This window comes from Colwellia chukchiensis (genome assembly GCF_002104455.1).
Taxonomy (GTDB): domain Bacteria; phylum Pseudomonadota; class Gammaproteobacteria; order Enterobacterales; family Alteromonadaceae; genus Cognaticolwellia; species Cognaticolwellia chukchiensis.
In genome coordinates this window covers 22,585-39,715 of sequence record NZ_NBOC01000005.1, presented here as the reverse complement: position 1 = coordinate 39,715, position 17,131 = coordinate 22,585, and the positions used below count along the sequence as shown (strand labels likewise).

Here is a 17,131-nt window from a genome sequence, read left to right as displayed (position 1 = left end):
TTGGCTATTTTGACATAATTTTTGGCTATAACTGAATATTATTTCCTTTAACTAGCTCTTAAACTTAACGATATAGATAGTTTGTTTGAATTTAAAAGAGATTTTTCATGACTGCGTTACCGATTATAGTTGGCATGGGCGGCGTTAATGCTGCTGGCAGAACATCATTTCACCAAGGCTTTCGCCGTATTGTTATTGATAAATTAAATGCTGAAGCACGGCAAGAAACTTTTGTTGGTTTAGCCACCTTAATGAACCTATTAACTAGTCAAGACGGTAAGTTAGTTGATAGCGAAGGTCAGGAGGTTGCTCAGTCAGAGGTAGAGCAGCGTTTTGGCGAGATCATACTCGCAGGCACCTTGATACGAAAAATTGAGCATGAGCACTTTGATCCTGATGCCACCCCGTGGCAACAAAAAATGACCATAGCAACCGGTGACCAAGGTATCAGCTTTGAAACTCGTGCTCGTGACTTACCTAACCCTTTACCCCGTACTTGGCAAATAACAGAACTTGCCGATAAACGTGTACGAGTGGATATTGCCGGAGAGTTTGACGTCAAGCATGACTCTACCCGCGATAACCCCATTAAAGCTGCGGGACAATTTCCTACCGGCTTTGAGCCGGCAAAACTGTATAACAGCCGCTATCAACCGCGTGGCTTACAAGCAACTGTATTTGGTGCTGCCGACGCCATTCATTCCACAGGTTTTCGCTGGCAAGAGATTGTCGATCATATCAGCCCAGATGAAATTGGCACTTATTCGGCGTCTGTGTTTGGTCAAACGCAAGCCGAAGGGGTTGGTGGCATGATGCAAAATCGCCTTAAAGGTGATCGCGTATCGACAAAAAACTTGGCCTTAGGCCTAAACACCATGTCAACCGACTTTATTAATGCCTATGTTACTGGCAGTGTCGGTACCACATTTACCTCAACGGGTGCCTGTGCAACCTTTTTATACAACTTAAAAGCCGCAGTACAAGACATGCAGGCTGGTCGAATTCGCCTTGCCATCGTTGGCAGTAATGATTGCGCGATCACGCCAGAGGTTGTGGAAGGTTTTGGCAATATGAGCGCACTAGCCAATGAAGAAGGCTTGAAAAAACTTGACGGTTCAGATGTTGCCGATCATCGTCGCACTAGTCGCCCGTTTGGCGATAACTGCGGTTTTACTATCGGCGAAGCGGCGCAGTTTATAGTTTTAATGGATGACGCACTTGCCCTTGAGCTCGGCGCGAATGTGCTTGGCTCAGTAGCAGACGTTTATACTAATGCTGATGGCATTAAAAAGTCGATTACCGCACCAGGTCCTGGTAATTACATTACCATGGCAAAATCTGTGGCCCTAGCACAAGCCATTATTGGCGCAGAAGCGGTTCAACAGCGCAGCTTTATATTAGCTCATGGCTCTAGCACCCCACAAAATCGCGTGACTGAATCATTAATCTATGACCGTGTTGCCAAAAGTTTTGACATCAACAATTGGCCAGTTGCCGCACCTAAAGCCTATGTTGGTCACACCATTGGGCCTGCCAGTGGCGATCAGGTTGCTATGGCATTAGGGGTATTTGCCCATAATATTATGCCGGGTATAACCACTATTGATAAAGTCGCCGATGATGTGCATAGCGAGCGTTTAAATATTGCCACCGACCATTGGCATTGCCAAGATATGGACGTGGCGTTTATTAACTCTAAGGGTTTTGGTGGTAATAACGCCACCGCAACCCTGTTTTCGCCAGCGGTGACATTAAACATGATGGCAAAACGCCATGGCAATGAGGCGATGAGCGACTATCGCGTCAAAGCCGACTTGGTTGACCAAGCAAGAGCTAGCTACCAACAACAAGCCGATCACGGTGAGTTTCAAATTATTTATCGATTTGGCGATGGTACCTTACTCGACGATGATGTCGACTTAAGTGCTCAATCAATCAGCGTGACAGGTTTTAGCAATAAAATCACCTTGCCAAATCAGAATCCATTTGCCGATATGGTATAAATTGTCACCGCCTGCCAAACAAGCCCTGCAATTTCATTGACAGGGCTTTTATCTTTAATGCACTATGTTTTAGTAACCTTGCTAAACTATTAGCAATTCAATACTCCATTGAGCGGTAAATAATAAATGGCTAGTGTGCCACAAAATAGTGCAAACAATCTGAATACAGATATCAAAGTGATTAGTACTGCGAAAAACCGCGCGCTAGTTTTAGCGTTAATGTTGGGGCTATTTGGCGCAATATTAAATACCTTTCCCATTGAGCTTGCTTATAATATTTCTTTACTGATTGGCAACCTTAGCTTTATTATCGCTGCCGCGTATTTGCGCCCTGCCCTAACCCTACTCTGCGCTTTAATTTGTGTTGCACCATTACTGGTAATTTGGGGGCACCCTTTTGGCTTTTTAACCTTCGGCTTAGAGGCTATATTTGTTTCTTATTTACGCGGTCGTGGCTGGTACCTGCCCACCGCTGACTTTTTATATTGGTTAGTTATTGGTATGCCGATCACTGCCTTGTTAATTTGGCTAAACAACCCTGAAACGCAAGGTATTTTTGTTTTTTCTTTATTAAAACAAGCGATTAACGCGATATTTTATACTAGCCTAGCGGTTATCACTTTATTCTTTATCAGCACCAAATTAAACCTGCGCATAAGATCACAACAACCAAGGTTAGTCAAAAACCTCAAGCAATACTTGCATTATATTCTCTGGATCATGTCAGCATTTTTTGTGGTTACGGTCTTTTTATTTTTGAGCCGAAGCTTAAATCAAGTTCAAGAGCAACAGTTTGCTGATAAGCTCGACATTAGTAGTCAATACCTTGCCAGTATCATCGACAACTATGTGGATGAACATAAAAGTGCCATCGCACAGCTTGCCAATCGGTTATCTTACTTAGATGCTGCGCAATATCATGACGCGCTCAGCCAGGTTCACCAGCTTTATCCTGGCTTTTTAACCATGCTAATCGCGAATAAAGAAGCCAATATCGTTAGCGCATCGCCGCGAAGCTTAATTGATCGCCTGCCTCAATCAGCGTTATCGATTGCCGATCGCCCGTATTTTATTCAAGCGTTTTACCATCAGTCTCTATATACCTCTGGGGTGTTTCTGGGCAGAGGATTTGGTGCTGATCCTATTATTGCCATTAGTGCTCCTATTTATGAGTCAATGAATGACAAACCGATTGGCATTGTCGAAGGCTCATTAAATTTAAACTTATTTGAGCAAGTCAATCGCTATGCCGCGCAAGATAGGCAAATTGACGTCGTACTTACCGACGAGAACGACAATGTTATTTATGGCGAGTCGAGCTTAGCGTTAACACCGTTAGCCCAATTTAATTTTTCTTTAGCTACGGGGCAAGACCAAGACGAATTGATGACTATAGGCACGGATGACAGACAAAAACAACGCTATTTATACCGAAAAGTTGTGCTAAGCAATCAATGGAAGCTGTATGTCCTTATTGAGCACGAACAAGTATTGCAATTAATTGAACAACAATATTTAACCATTTTTATGGCACTAACCATTATTTTTATGTTGGTCATTATTCTGGCCAACCAACTGGCTAATACACTCAATAAGCCATTGGCGTTCGCTTTAAAAGAGCTTGCCAGTGGGCGTGAAAACTCTGGTTACCGCGCCATACCTTATGACGCACCCAGTGAGTTTTTAAGCTTGTATGATGAATTAAAACAATCAAAACGTAAGCTATTAAAACAGCAAGTTATTCTTGAAAAACAAGTTGAAGAACGCACAAAAGCCCTTAATGATGCCAATAAAACACTACAAGAGCTGGCCAGTAAAGATAGTTTAACCGGCCTGTATAATCGCCGCCATATGACAACTAAATTTAGTGAGTTACAAGCTATTCTGGCGCGCAATAATGCCAATATGCTAGTGGCGATGTTAGATCTTGATCACTTTAAACAGTTAAATGATCAGCATGGACATTTAATTGGCGATCAATGCTTGGTCGCAGTGGGCAAAACCATGCAAGCCATGTTTGATCGTCGCAGTGATATTGTCGCACGCTTTGGTGGTGAAGAGTTCATCATAGTGGCGCAAAATGATGGGCAAGGCCAGCTATTAGATAAACTTGAAGCCTTGCGTGAAGCCATAGCATGCCTAACCATTGAAACGGATAGTCCAAAAGAGATTAATCTAAGCATTTCTATCGGCGCTATTATCACTAAAGCTAGTTATTCCAATAACATTGATGATTGGTTAGTGCTTGCTGATCAACAACTCTATCGTGCGAAAGCTAATGGCCGTAATCAACTGGCCAGCCATCAGCTAACGAACGAAAGCTAAGCAGAGCTCAGCGACAATTAGGCCTGTTTTTGCTGTGCTGTCATCACAAAATCTAATATGCCTAGCGCGGCTTTTCGACCCTGATCTATCGCGGTAACCACTAGATCTGAGCCCAGCACCATATCGCCACCAGCAAAGATATTTTCATTACTGGTTTGTAAGGCAAATTGTGCCTGATCACTGGCAACAACTCGGCCTTTACTGTCAAGCGCTACACCGGCATCTTTTAACCATTGCGGCGGGCTTGGCAAAAAGCCAAAGGCTATTACCACTGCATCTGCTGGCATAATAAATTCAGAGCCTACAATGGCTTCTGGGTTGCGTCTACCCTTGGCATCAGGGGCTCCTAAACGGGTTTTAATAAACTTCACGCCACAAGCTTTACCGTCGGCATCGACGGCAATATCCAGTGGTTGTAGGTTAAATTGAAACTCAACGCCTTCTTCTTTGGCGTTTTGCACTTCCCTTGGCGAACCTGGCATATTAGCTTCATCACGACGATAAGCACAGGTTACTGAGCTAGCGCCTTGGCGAATCGAGCTACGCACACAATCCATAGCGGTATCGCCGCCACCGAGCACAATAACGTTTTTGTCAGCAAAATTGACATAAGGTTTAGCGTTAGCATGACCATCCTCTGCTGACAACTGCAGTAACTTTTGGGTATTGGCAATCAAATAATCAAGGGCGTTATACACCCCAGGTGCCGACTCATGCTCAAAGCCACCTGTCATGTCGGTATAAGTTCCTAACGCCAAAAATACCGCGTCAAATTCATCGCTAATATCATTAAAGCTAATATCAACACCAACATGGGTATTTAAACGAAACTCAATCCCCATGCCTTCGAGAATTTCACGACGGGTTTGAATAACGTCTTTTTCTAACTTAAAAGACGGAATACCAAAGGTCAGCAAGCCACCAATTTGCGCGTGTTTGTCAAACACCACGGCCTGAACGCCATTGCGGGTTAACACATCGGCACAGGCTAGCCCTGCAGGCCCCGCACCAATTACAGCCACGCGCTTGCCAGTGGCAACAACTTGCGATAAATCAGGCTTCCAGCCTTGTGCTATGGCGGTATCGGTAATGTACTTTTCGATATTGCCTATGGTAACGGCACCAAATTCGTCATTAAGCGTACAGGCAGACTCACACAACCTGTCTTGTGGGCAAACACGTCCACACATTTCAGGCAAGCTGTTAGTTTCATGGCACAGGTCGGCTGCCTCCATAATTTTACCGTCGGTTACCAGCTCTAACCATTGTGGTATGTAGTTATGTACCGGACATTTCCACTCACAATAGGGATTACCGCAATCTAAACATCGATCGGCCTGACCTGCACTTTGCTCTTGGCTTAAGGGTTGATAAATTTCTACAAAGTTAATTTTTCGATCATCAATTGGCTTCTTCGGTGGTTCAATACGTTTGACGTCGATAAATTGATAAATATTTTTACTCATGAAATTGCTTCTCCACTCGTGCTCTGATTATTGCGCTTGAACACGTAGTTCTGCGGATGAACGGCTGCGATGGCCCAATAAAGTTTTTACATCGACCGCTTTTGGCTTGATCAACTTAAATAGCGGGGCATAGTGGGCAAAATTAGTTAAAATTTCTTCCGCACGTAAGCTACCCGTGACTTCTAAGTGCTGATTGATAATGCCGCGCAAATGCTCTTGATGAATGGTCAGTTCGTCGATTGCTATCATTTCGATAGACTCACCATTTAGGCGAACCGCCAAATCATCGGCTTCATCTAAAACATAGGCAAAGCCGCCTGTCATACCGGCGCCAAAATTCACCCCGACTTGCCCTAAAATAGTGACAATACCACCAGTCATATATTCACAGGCATGATCGCCTGTGCCTTCAATCACCGCATGACAGCCAGAATTTCGCACCGCAAAACGCTCACCAGCGCGGCCACTGCCATACAGCTTGCCACCGGTGGCACCATACAAACAGGTATTACCCATGATCATAGTTTGATGACTTAAATACTCCACCCCTTTTGGCGGTTTAATGGTAATGATGCCGCCAGCCATACCTTTACCCACATAGTCGTTGGCGTCACCTGTTAGTGTCATCTCAAGACCACCAGCGTTCCAAACGCCAAAACTTTGCCCTGCGGTACCGGTAAAAAATACTTTGATCGGGTGAGCTGCCATGCCTTGATCGCCATGCTGACGGGCAATTTCGCCTGACAAGGCGGCGCCAACAGAACGATCGGTGTTTTGAATACTTAAACGGTATTCACCACCAGTGCTATGCGCTATGGCATCGGTTGCCAAATCCAGTAATTTTTGATTAAGTTGCCCTTGATCAAAAGGCTGATTCGCTTCTGTTTGATGCAAGGCGGTATCACTACCCGCCACCACAGGCGCAATAATTGGCCGTAAATCCAGCTTTTGTTGCTTAGCACTAATACCCGCTAACGGCTCAAGTAAATCCGTGCGCCCAATGATCGCGGTAAGACTTACCACCCCTAAGCTAGCAAGTATTTCCCGCACATCTTGGGCAATAAACTTAAAGTAATTCATTACTTGCTCAGGTAGACCATTAAAGAATTGCTCTCGTAGCACTTCATCTTGTGTTGCGACACCGGTAGCACAGTTATTTAAATGACAAATGCGCAAAAACTTACAACCTAAGGTCACCATAGGTGCGGTACCAAAGCCAAAGCTTTCCGCCCCTAAAATTGCAGCTTTAACTATGTCGACACCGGTTTTTAAGCCTCCATCAACCTGCAAGCGCACTTTATGGCGCAAGCCATTGGCCACTAAAGATTGGTGCGCTTCAGCTAAACCTAGCTCCCAAGGACAACCGGCATATTTCACTGAGGTTAACGGGCTAGCGCCGGTGCCACCGTCATAACCAGAAATAGTGATAAAATCAGCATAGGCTTTCGCCACACCTGAGGCTATAGTGCCCACACCCGGACCAGAGACTAATTTGACGGAGATGATCGCTTTTGGGTTAACTTGCTTTAAGTCAAAAATTAGCTGGGCTAAATCTTCAATCGAATAAATATCGTGATGAGGCGGCGGCGAAATTAAGGTCACGCCTGGCACTGAAAAGCGCAATTTCGCAATTAACGGCGTAACTTTATCGCCAGGTAGTTGCCCACCTTCGCCCGGCTTCGCACCTTGCGCGACTTTAATTTGCAAAACATCCGCATTAACTAAATAGTGCGGTGTAACACCAAAGCGCCCCGAGGCAATTTGTTTGATGCGCGAATTTTTCACGGTACCAAAGCGGCGTTCGTCTTCGCCCCCTTCACCCGAGTTTGAATAACCACCAAGGCGATTCATGGCAATGGCTAATGCTTCATGAGCTTCTGGACTTAATGCTCCAATTGACATGGCGGCACTATCGAAACGTTTAAACAATTCAGCTTCGGGTTCAACCTTGGCTATATCTATCGGCGTTTGCTGATCATTTAAGGCCAATAAATCACGCAGCGCTGCCGCAGGGCGATTATTAACATGATCAGCAAAAATACGATAATCGTGATAATTACCACTCCGCACTGCCGTTTGTAAGCTGCTCACTACGTCAGGATTATAAGCGTGATATTCACCACCGTGCACATATTTTAATAGTCCACCATGGGCCATTTTTTGATGCGCCATAAAGGCTTTTCGCGCTAGGTTAATATTGTCTTGTTCGATGTCGCTAAAGTCCGCTCCTTGAATACGACTCGGTAAATCAGGGAAGCACAATTGCATAATGTTGCTATTTAAACCAATGACTTCAAATAAGCCTGCACAGCGGTAACTGGCAATAGTGGAAATACCCATTTTGGATAATATTTTCAGTAACCCTTTATTAATACCTTCTCGGTAGTTAACTACGGCTTGACGTGTGCTTAAGGCAATTTGTTTTTGCTCAACCAATTGCTCAATGGTTTCATAAGCTAAAAACGGATATACGGCAGTTGCACCTAAGCCAAATAAAACCGCAAACTGGTGTGAGTCGCGTACTGAGGCGGTTTCAACAATAATATTAGAGTTACATCTTAGTTGCTGATCAACTAGGCGTTTTTGCACAGCCCCCACTGCCATAGCCGCTGGAATAGGTAACAAGCCCGGATGTATCTGGCGATCAGATAGTACCAAAATAACAGTATTTTTATCTCGCACTAGGCTTTCGGCTTCGTCACACAAGCGTCGAATGGCGGCCTCTAAGCCTTCTTCTTGATCATAGTTTAAGGTTAAGGTGTCTGAGCGATAATGCTCTGGATCTAATTCGCGTAATTGCTTTAAGCCGGTATACATTAGTACGGGTGTAGCAAATAGGATTCGATCGGCATGGCCTGTGGTTTCATTAAAAACATTATGCTCACGGCCAATGCAGGTGCCTAACGACATCACATAGCGTTCGCGCAATGGGTCAATCGGCGGATTCGTTACTTGCGCAAATTGTTGACGAAAGTAATCATACAGCGAACGCGGTTGGCTCGATAACACCGCCATTGGCGTGTCATCACCCATAGAGCCCGTGGCTTCTTGACCATTTTCCGCTAAGGTTTTAACTACTTGATGAATTTCTTCATAGCTATAGTTAAACATTTTATGGTACTGGGCAATTTCTTGATCGTTAAAGACCCGTTGCCCGATCAAGTTTGCATCTAATTGGTCAAACGGGATCAAGCGGCGAATATTGGTGTTCAGCCATTGTCGATATGGATGTCGCACTTTAAGTTCATTGTCGATGGCGTTTGAGTCAAAAATTTTTCCGGTATAGGTATCAATGGCCAGCATTTCACCTGGGCCTACGCGACCTTTTTCCACCACTTCATCTTCGCCGTACTGCCAAATGCCCACCTCGGAAGCTAAGGTGATAAAACCATCGCGGGTGATCACATACCGTGCGGGGCGTAGGCCATTGCGGTCTAAGTTACAGGCAACATGGCGACCATTGGTGACCACTATGCCTGCCGGCCCGTCCCAAGGTTCCATATGCATGGAGTTAAATTCATAAAACGCTTTTAAGTCGTCGTCCATTAACGGGTTACTTTGCCATGCTGGCGGCATTAGTAAGCGCATGCCTCGGTACAGATCCATGCCCCCCGCTAAAAACAGTTCCAACATATTGTCTAACGATGAAGAGTCTGAACCGCTCTCATTAACAAACGGAGCGGCATCTTGCAGGTCGGGTAATAAGGGTGACTTAAAACCCTGAGTACGAGCACGACTCCATTGTCGATTGCCTTTAATGGTATTGATTTCACCGTTATGGGCTAAATAGCGAAATGGCTGCGCTAAGTGCCACTGTGGCGAGGTATTAGTTGAAAAGCGCTGATGAAAAAGGCAAATCGCGGTTTGCATGCGAATATCGGCTAAATCTAAATAAAAATTGGGTAAGTCCACCGGCATCATCAAGCCTTTATAAATAGTGACTAAGCACGACAAACTCGCGACATAGAACCGCTCATCACTAATGCGCTTTTCCGCGCGTCGTCTGGCCATATATAAGCGGCGTTCGAGATCACGGTTACGCCAACCCGATGGCGCATCAACAAAAATTTGCTCTATGCTGGGTAAATTGCTTTTTGCGATCTCACCTAAGGTACTGATATCGGTGGGCACCACGCGCCAACCCACTATAGTCAGGGTTTCACGGGCGAGCTCTTGTTCGAGAATTTTTTTACTGGCATTTGCCTGGATAGGGTCAGGATTAAGGAATACCATGCCAACGGCGTATTTTCGACCCAGTTGCCAGTTGTTTTCTTCGGCAACCGCTCGAAAAAAGCTGTCAGGTTTTTGCATCAACAAACCACAGCCGTCACCAGTTTTGCCGTCAGCGGCAATACCGCCGCGATGCTGCATTCTATCTAATGCATGAATAGCCGTCTTTACGAGCTTATGACTTTTTTCGCCGTATTGATGGGCAATTAAACCAAAGCCACAATTGTCTTTTTGATAAGTATGATCGTAAAGTTGCATTATTTTCCCCTATAAAAGCCCCGGAAATTATTTGTTAGAATGGAGTGGAATAAAAATATGCATAAGCTGCATAAAAATCCGAAATTCGTACCGGCGAACTGCTTACATTAAACACTTAGCGAACACACGTCAATATTAATAGAGTATTTACTCGTACCTTTTTTACATAAAAATCGTGGAGAAACTGTACACTTTGCCGATTTTTGCTGCTTATTCGGGACAAAGTATCGAAAACTCGCGAAGCAAATAACTTGTTCGACTAACTTATGTAATTTTATTACAATTTCTTATTTGCCGATTAGGATTCGGCTGAAGCTAGTGATATTCAAATTTTATTCATATTTAATGATAAAGCTTGCTGTCATGAATAGACAAAAAAAAGTTTATCGGCTGTTTTATGGCGACAAAATAGTGCGGTAGAAAAGGAAGGGAAAAGTGCGTGCTCAGCGCCTAGCATTTACTCCAGAGGCTGAGCATTGTGAGGTTATTTCAAGGCGTAACCTGATCACTATTTTATTAGTTAGCCTGATAGCCGCCAGCGATGCCTTTAGTGGTGATACTAACCGCATCATGGGCGTGTAAAGATTCTAGGTGATTAACGCGTAGCCAGAAGTCATCAAACTGTGTTGCCGCATTCATGGTGTGTTGTAATCGGCGTGCGGCATCTTCACAAAACATTAAGTTTTGGCCGTTTAACAACGCAAACTCTTGCTCATCTTCACGCTTTACTGCTGCTTGTACCGGTGTTTTTAACGAGTTTTCGATCAAGTCAACTAAATCAGTAATGGGAAATTCTGTGGTTGCGTGATTTAGTTTCACTTTGACTTCAGCAACAGAACGCTGGCTATGTGGCGTGGCAACAATCCCTTCGGTTGTCCCTAACCACTCATGCACTGTCTCAAGATCGATACCGTCTTGCGTTGAAAATTTTTCTTTAAACGCTTTTTGAATAAGTTGTCTCGCCAAGGCCGCTGAGCATGGGCAGGTTGAGGAATAACGCACATCAAGGCACAGCTCGATATCTAACTTACCTTTATTTAAACGACCCGTTATAGTCACAGGATAAGCTTTCCAGCCTTGCTTGCCACTAATTAAAGACTTGCGACGTAGCGGATAGTCAAAACTAAATTTTACTTTAGCATTATCACTCAACTCTTGATGACTACTGATAAAACCGTCAAGTAAGGTCACTAGGCTTTGATGATTCAAAACATCAGCGGTTGATAATTCATCAAGCAATAAATACAAGCGTGACATGTGAATGCCCTTAGCTTTTGGCTCTTTTAGGTTAACAAACGCATCAACATGCGCTGAGACCATACGTTCTGATTCACCTTTTGAGGCAACCATGATGGGCATTTCTATATTGCTCATGCCGACCCAATCCAAAGTCCCCTCAGTTTGTGCTGTGGTGTGATTTGCTATATCAGGCATTAATGTTGGCATTTTGACTCCGCTATTCGCTTGTGCACTAGGTAAAGGGCTATCTTTGGTAACTTCAGTCCCTAGTAAAATTTTAGTTGGCATTACTATCTCGAGATCCAAGATGATTTTCACAAATAGGCATAGATGTGAAAGGTAAATGCAGTGACCTTAAAAAGGGCGGCTATTTTGAACGATATAGCCCGTAAAAGCAATGTTTGTAATAGTACTGGTGATAATGTTAGTGCATAAGATAGTTACAATGGTTTGCTATAATAGCTAACGAATAGTCGATGATAATTGTACACAATTTGTTTACCATATTCGAAACGTTACCATGCTGACTAACAGTAATACGATATTGAGCGCCTTGGGGAAACAATGACCACAACACAGCACCTAAATTTAACATTACTTAACAGTTACTTAGAAACACTGGACGTGAGTGTTTTACAACAAATGTTAAGTCTTTACCAACAACAGTCGTCGATTTATTTAGCGGCTATTAGCACGGCGCAGGAGCAATGTCATCAGCCGGCTTGGCAAGAACAATGTCATAAAATGAAAGGCGCTGCTGCAAGTGCGGGTTTGTCGCAAGTACAACAACAGTTAATATCGATGGAACGCTCAAGTGCTGATTGGCCGACTAAGCTGACACAACTACAACAACTGAAGCAGCTTAATTTAGACGCGATCCAAGCATTTAAGCAATGGTTGGTAACAAATTAGTGTTACTTGCTAACAGGTCAATAACACTCGTACTTAATCGAGCTGACCAATAAAGCGATAGCCCTCGCCATGAATAGTGTCGATTAGTTCGGGTGAGTTTTTGCAAGACTCAAAGTGCTTACGAAGCCGTCTAATTGTTACATCAACCGTTCTGTCGTTTTCGCGTAAGTCTCGACCCGTCATTTCTTTGATCAGTTGTTGACGGGTAACTATTTGTCCGGCATTGGCAATAAGCAGCCGTAAAGCCCGATATTCGCCTCGAGGAATGGCAATTTCACGATTATCTGGTGTGGTCATCTTGCGCGAGTTACCATCTAATTGCCAGTGATTAAAACGAATAATGCTATCGCTTTTCTCTGGAGTGTTAGGTGCAATGCGATTTAATATATTGCGTGCGCGAATGGTCAACTCGCGCGGATTAAACGGTTTTGTCAAATAGTCATCTGCGCCAATTTCTAAACCAAGAATTTTATCAATATCGCTATCACGACCCGTAAGAAAAATTAATGCTAGGTCTTTATGCTTAGTTAATTCTCGTGCTAATAATAAGCCATTTTTGCCAGGCAAATTAATGTCCATAATCACGAGGTTGATGGTATTTTGTGCTAATTCGCGTGCCATGCTTTCACCATCAATTGCTTCAGCTACTTGATAGCCCTCGGCTTCAAATAGGTTTCGTAGATTAAAGCGCGTTACATCTTCGTCTTCTACAATTAATATATGGGGTTTTTGCATGCTGATTGTCCAGTTCTATAAGTTGATGGTAATTTTTTATACCAATCCGCGTAATTTAGCCTGCGCTTGCTTTGTGATGAAGAATTGATATAAATCGCTTAACAGGTTAACGCTTTCATCCTGTAATTGTAGACCATGGCCAAGCTTTAAATAGTAGCTAATGGTATATAAGCAGCTATTAAAATACAATAATTTGCGAGAAATTTAGCATATTTTATACCGTCTCAGTCACAGCGGCATAGCGTGTACAGCGAGAGCTGATATTCAGGTGCAGAATTTTATATTATTGTCATTATCATTACCTGATGCTGCTTATTGCGTATGACAAAATAGCGCTCAGTTTTATTAAAAAATCCAGCGAAATTGAGCTGACACGCGTTATGCAGAAGTTAATAAAATACTGGTTTCACTATTAAGCACGCCAGAAATCATGCGAACTTGTGCTAAGACATGATCAAATTCAATTAAGCTACTAACTTGCAATTCTGCGACCAGATCCCATGCGCCATTAGTGGTGTGTAACTTGGTCAATTGTGGTAAACCTTTTAAGGTTTTGATCACTGCTGACGTTGAGCGCCCCACGACTTCAATCATCATAATGGCTTTGATGGCATCGGTTTCTATTGCCGAATGCGCTCGCACTGTAAAGCCAAGAATTGCACCCGAGGAAATTAAGCGATCTAGGCGATTTTGCACTGTACCTCTTGAGACATTTAATTGCCCAGACAGTGTTGAAATCGAGGCGCGAGCATCTGCCCGCAATAAAGCGATTAATTCTTGATCAAGTCGGTCATGTAAATATGGCCGTGTGCTTACTTTTGTCATTTTGACAATCTCACCCTACAAAGTGATAAAAACTTCTATCAATTACCCATATTATTAGCATTTTAACTAACAAAATAAATATTTACACTATCTCCATTGTTTACTTTTATTCTTGGAAGCTTCTTTTGAACATTATTAACCCACAAGCACCGAGTAGTGTGGTGATGATCAGACCACATCACTTTTTGCCCAACCCGCAAACCTTAGCTGACAATGGCTTTCAATCTCAGCAGCTACCAAGCAGTGCCGCGTCAATTGCCAAGGCGGCATATCACGAGGTAAGCCAAGCTTATGAGGTGTTAACCAGCCATGGCATTAAAGTACATTTATTTGAAGATGACAGCAGCACAACCCCTGACTCTGTGTTTCCCAATAACTGGTTTTCTAGTCATCACGGTGGACAATTGGCGATTTACCCTATGTATGCTAAAAACAGACGTTTAGAAAGGCGTGCTGACATTATCGCCATGCTAAAGCAAAACTATTATGTACAGCATATTATCGATTACTCTGGCTTAGAGCAGGACAATATTTATTTGGAAGGCACTGGCGCTATGGTCTTAGATCATATTGAGCGGGTCGCTTATACCGTTAATTCTAAACGTGCTAATCCGCAAGCACTGGCCAGCTTTTGTAGTCATTTTAACTATCAAGCTATGCTGTTTGATGCCAGTGATAACACAGGCAAAGCCATTTATCACAGCAATGTATTAATGGCGATTGCAAGCCAGTTTGTACTGATCGCGCCAGAAATGATAACGCAAGCGAATAAGCGTGATGAAATATTGCAGCGCTTAAAACGCTCAGGGCGCGAGATAATCACGCTAACAGCACAACAAATTACCCAGTTTTGTGGTAATGGTATTGAATTACAAGGTAAACACGGCGCGCTATTTGTTGTTTCAAGTACGGCGTATAACGCCTTGTCGGCACAACAAATTGCCACCATCAATCAAAGTGCGCAACTAGTGCCTATTAATGTCAGCACAATAGAACTCGCGGGCGGCTCTATTCGTTGCATGCTGGCCGGTATACATTTATCGCCTCGCTAACAGCCTAGTAGCATATCAGCGTGTTACTAGCGGTGATTAGCGCTTAATTAACACTTAATTAAGTAATAGGAAATAGCCCCAACTTGCCACTAACAGCGCCCAAGGTAACGCCCATATTATGTTAGATCTAGCGCTTGGGCTCGTGGCATTATCACTCATTGACGCTGAGGTCTGGGGCTTAGTTTGACCGGCTTGATTTTTTTTGCGCAGTTTATCGCGCTCACGAGCCTTAGCTTTTTGTTGTTTTTTATATTCACTGATGCCTTTTTCAATGCCTTGGGCAATCAATTTCTTATGCTCTTTACTCAGTGCCTGCTTTTGTGTGCCTTTAGCAATCCGCTGCGCTTCATTTTGCACAGCACTGGAAACTTTTTTCTTCAAGGTTAAATCCTCTGCTGATATTTTCAATACTGGTATAATGCCATTAAATCTAAAAAACTATAACCAAAATACTTGTTAGTTTTTTGCCGCTACGGCAAACTAACGAGCAACGATTTATAGCCATTTACCACTAAAAAAATAGAGAAAACCATGAGCGATTTAGTTAGCACCGCCGAAAAGCAAATTAGACAAATGTTATCCATGCAAGACGCCATGAACTCGCGTGTCAGTGAAAGTTGGCGAGATAACAATTATGAATGGTATCGCGCCATTTGGGTTGAATGTGCAGAAATGCTCGACCACCACGGTTGGAAGTGGTGGAAACATCAAGCCATTGACGTAGCGCAAGTACAACTAGAGTTAGTAGATATTTTTCATTTTGGTTTAAGCTTACGATTAATGAGCGGCGACGACATTGCCAATATAAGCCAAACCTTAGCCGCCGAATTACAGCGCAGTAGTGGCGAGCAAGATTTCAAAATTGCTTTAGAAAACCTTGCCTCAAAAGCAGTAACAGATAAAGTATTTGACGCCGAAGCACTGGCTGATTGCATGCGCCTTATGGCAATGGATTTAGATGAGCTGTTCCGTCAATATGTCGGTAAAAATACCTTAAACTTTTTCCGCCAAGATCATGGCTATAAAGAGGGTAGCTATATCAAGGTATGGCAGGGCGAAGAAGATAACGAAGTATTAGCTAAGCTAGTCGCAACACTCGATGCTAGTGCTGATGACTTTCAGCAGCAAGTATACGACGGTTTACTGGCAAAATACCCGAAACAATAACGCTATATAATTCAAAAGGTTAGCAACAAAACAACCCTTAAGTATATCTCCTGCAACACCCTTGGCATCTCTGGCGCAAATTTTGCTTAACTAGCAGTCTAGTATAAACGTCAAAAATTTGAACTGCCGGAGATGTCTATGGAACTCATTTTATTTGCCATGATCAGCTTAATTGTTATTGTTGCTATGCTTGCCAGTCGCTTAAACGACAACAGCTTTCCTTTTCCTTTCGATCGTAAAACAACCTTGTTTACTCCCGCAGAAAAGAACTTTCAATTACTTGTGGAGCAAGCGCTAGGCTCACGATATCGCATCATTAATCGGGTAAAACTTGCTGATATTGTCAATATTCGTAACGGCATTTCTAGTCGTGCTGGTCAAACGGCAACCAATAATGCCAACGGAAAATATTTAGATTTCGCCATTTGTGAGCGCGATAGCATGAAACTGCTAGGCGTTATTGACTTAGTTGATACCCAAGGCAAAGGCTATAAAGTAAAAAAAGATTGGTTTGTGAGTGGTGCATTAGAAGCTGCGGCAATACCGCATATTCGCATTAAAGTAAAAGCCAATTACACGCTTGATGAAATTCGCGCCTGCATTAACAGCCGGATACTCGGCAACCAAGCCCCATCACCGCAAATGAAAGGTCGCGTCATCCCAGCACCATTAGTTAAAGCGCGACCGAGAAGCAGTGGCGTTTTATCACCCACCGCCGCACAAGCCATGCTAGCCACTGAGTCAAAAAAACTTGCTGGCAAGCTTCCGTCGGCTCAGACAACCGCACTACCTCATTAGCGCTTTTGCCAGCTAGAGTCTGTTGGCATCATATTAAAAAGCAGAGTTTAACATCTGCTTTTTTTGTACTAGATAAAAGCTTTTAGCTCGCAGTCGAGTCGCGCTATAATCCCTGCAGAAT

General features: G+C 43.4%; 12 protein-coding genes. 6 read left to right on the top strand and 6 right to left on the bottom strand.

Annotation, left to right across the window (positions count from 1 at the left end; genetic code table 11):
* Nucleotides 1-107: 107 nt before the first annotated feature.
* Entirely contained in the window at nt 108-2,003 is a 1,896-nt protein-coding gene (locus B6K83_RS07785; RefSeq protein WP_085284365.1) for a beta-ketoacyl synthase, read from the top strand.
* 126 nt (nt 2,004-2,129) lie between these two features.
* Nucleotides 2,130-4,328, top strand: a complete 2,199-nt coding sequence (locus B6K83_RS07780; RefSeq protein ID WP_085284364.1) for a sensor domain-containing diguanylate cyclase — start codon at nt 2,130-2,132, stop codon at nt 4,326-4,328.
* Between the two features lie 17 nt (nt 4,329-4,345).
* Here B6K83_RS07780 and B6K83_RS07775 read toward each other — a convergent pair whose 3' ends face one another.
* The 3 genes from B6K83_RS07775 to folE2 form a co-directional block, all read right to left on the bottom strand.
* Complete coding sequence (locus B6K83_RS07775; protein WP_085284363.1) at nt 4,346-5,794, bottom strand: FAD-dependent oxidoreductase; 1,449 nt, start codon at nt 5,792-5,794, stop codon at nt 4,346-4,348.
* Nucleotides 5,795-5,821: 27 nt separating this feature from the next.
* Entirely contained in the window at nt 5,822-10,282 is a 4,461-nt protein-coding gene (gltB, locus tag B6K83_RS07770) for a glutamate synthase large subunit (RefSeq protein WP_085284362.1), read from the bottom strand.
* A gap of 516 nt (nt 10,283-10,798) precedes the next feature.
* Nucleotides 10,799-11,728, bottom strand: coding sequence for a GTP cyclohydrolase FolE2 (folE2, locus tag B6K83_RS07765; RefSeq protein WP_085284522.1), 930 nt, complete (start codon nt 11,726-11,728; stop codon nt 10,799-10,801).
* A gap of 357 nt (nt 11,729-12,085) precedes the next feature.
* Here folE2 and B6K83_RS07760 point away from each other — a divergent pair, with 357 nt between their 5' ends.
* A complete protein-coding gene (locus B6K83_RS07760) occupies nt 12,086-12,433 on the top strand; it encodes an Hpt domain-containing protein (RefSeq protein WP_085284361.1) in 348 nt (115 codons plus the stop codon).
* Between the two features lie 33 nt (nt 12,434-12,466).
* Here the strand turns inward: B6K83_RS07760 and arcA are convergent, their stop codons facing one another.
* Nucleotides 12,467-13,168, bottom strand: a complete 702-nt coding sequence (gene arcA / locus B6K83_RS07755; RefSeq protein WP_085284360.1) for a two-component system response regulator ArcA — start codon at nt 13,166-13,168, stop codon at nt 12,467-12,469.
* 378 nt (nt 13,169-13,546) lie between these two features.
* Nucleotides 13,547-13,993 (bottom strand): Lrp/AsnC family transcriptional regulator, encoded by a 447-nt coding sequence (locus tag B6K83_RS07750; protein WP_085284359.1) that lies wholly within the window; start codon nt 13,991-13,993, stop codon nt 13,547-13,549.
* 164 nt (nt 13,994-14,157) lie between these two features.
* On the opposite strand from B6K83_RS07750, the gene ctlX reads away from it, so the two are divergent.
* Complete coding sequence (ctlX, locus tag B6K83_RS07745; protein ID WP_085284521.1) at nt 14,158-15,045, top strand: citrulline utilization hydrolase CtlX; 888 nt, start codon at nt 14,158-14,160, stop codon at nt 15,043-15,045.
* A 54-nt stretch (nt 15,046-15,099) separates the two neighbouring features.
* Here ctlX and B6K83_RS07740 read toward each other — a convergent pair whose 3' ends face one another.
* Complete coding sequence (locus B6K83_RS07740) at nt 15,100-15,426, bottom strand: DUF2956 family protein (protein ID WP_085284358.1); 327 nt, start codon at nt 15,424-15,426, stop codon at nt 15,100-15,102.
* 150 nt (nt 15,427-15,576) lie between these two features.
* On the opposite strand from B6K83_RS07740, the gene B6K83_RS07735 reads away from it, so the two are divergent.
* Both B6K83_RS07735 and B6K83_RS07730 read left to right on the top strand, forming a co-directional pair.
* A complete protein-coding gene (locus B6K83_RS07735) occupies nt 15,577-16,212 on the top strand; it encodes a dUTP diphosphatase (RefSeq protein WP_085284357.1) in 636 nt (211 codons plus the stop codon).
* A 138-nt stretch (nt 16,213-16,350) separates the two neighbouring features.
* Complete coding sequence (locus B6K83_RS07730) at nt 16,351-17,010, top strand: DUF2726 domain-containing protein (RefSeq protein WP_085284356.1); 660 nt, start codon at nt 16,351-16,353, stop codon at nt 17,008-17,010.
* Nucleotides 17,011-17,131 lie beyond the last annotated feature (121 nt).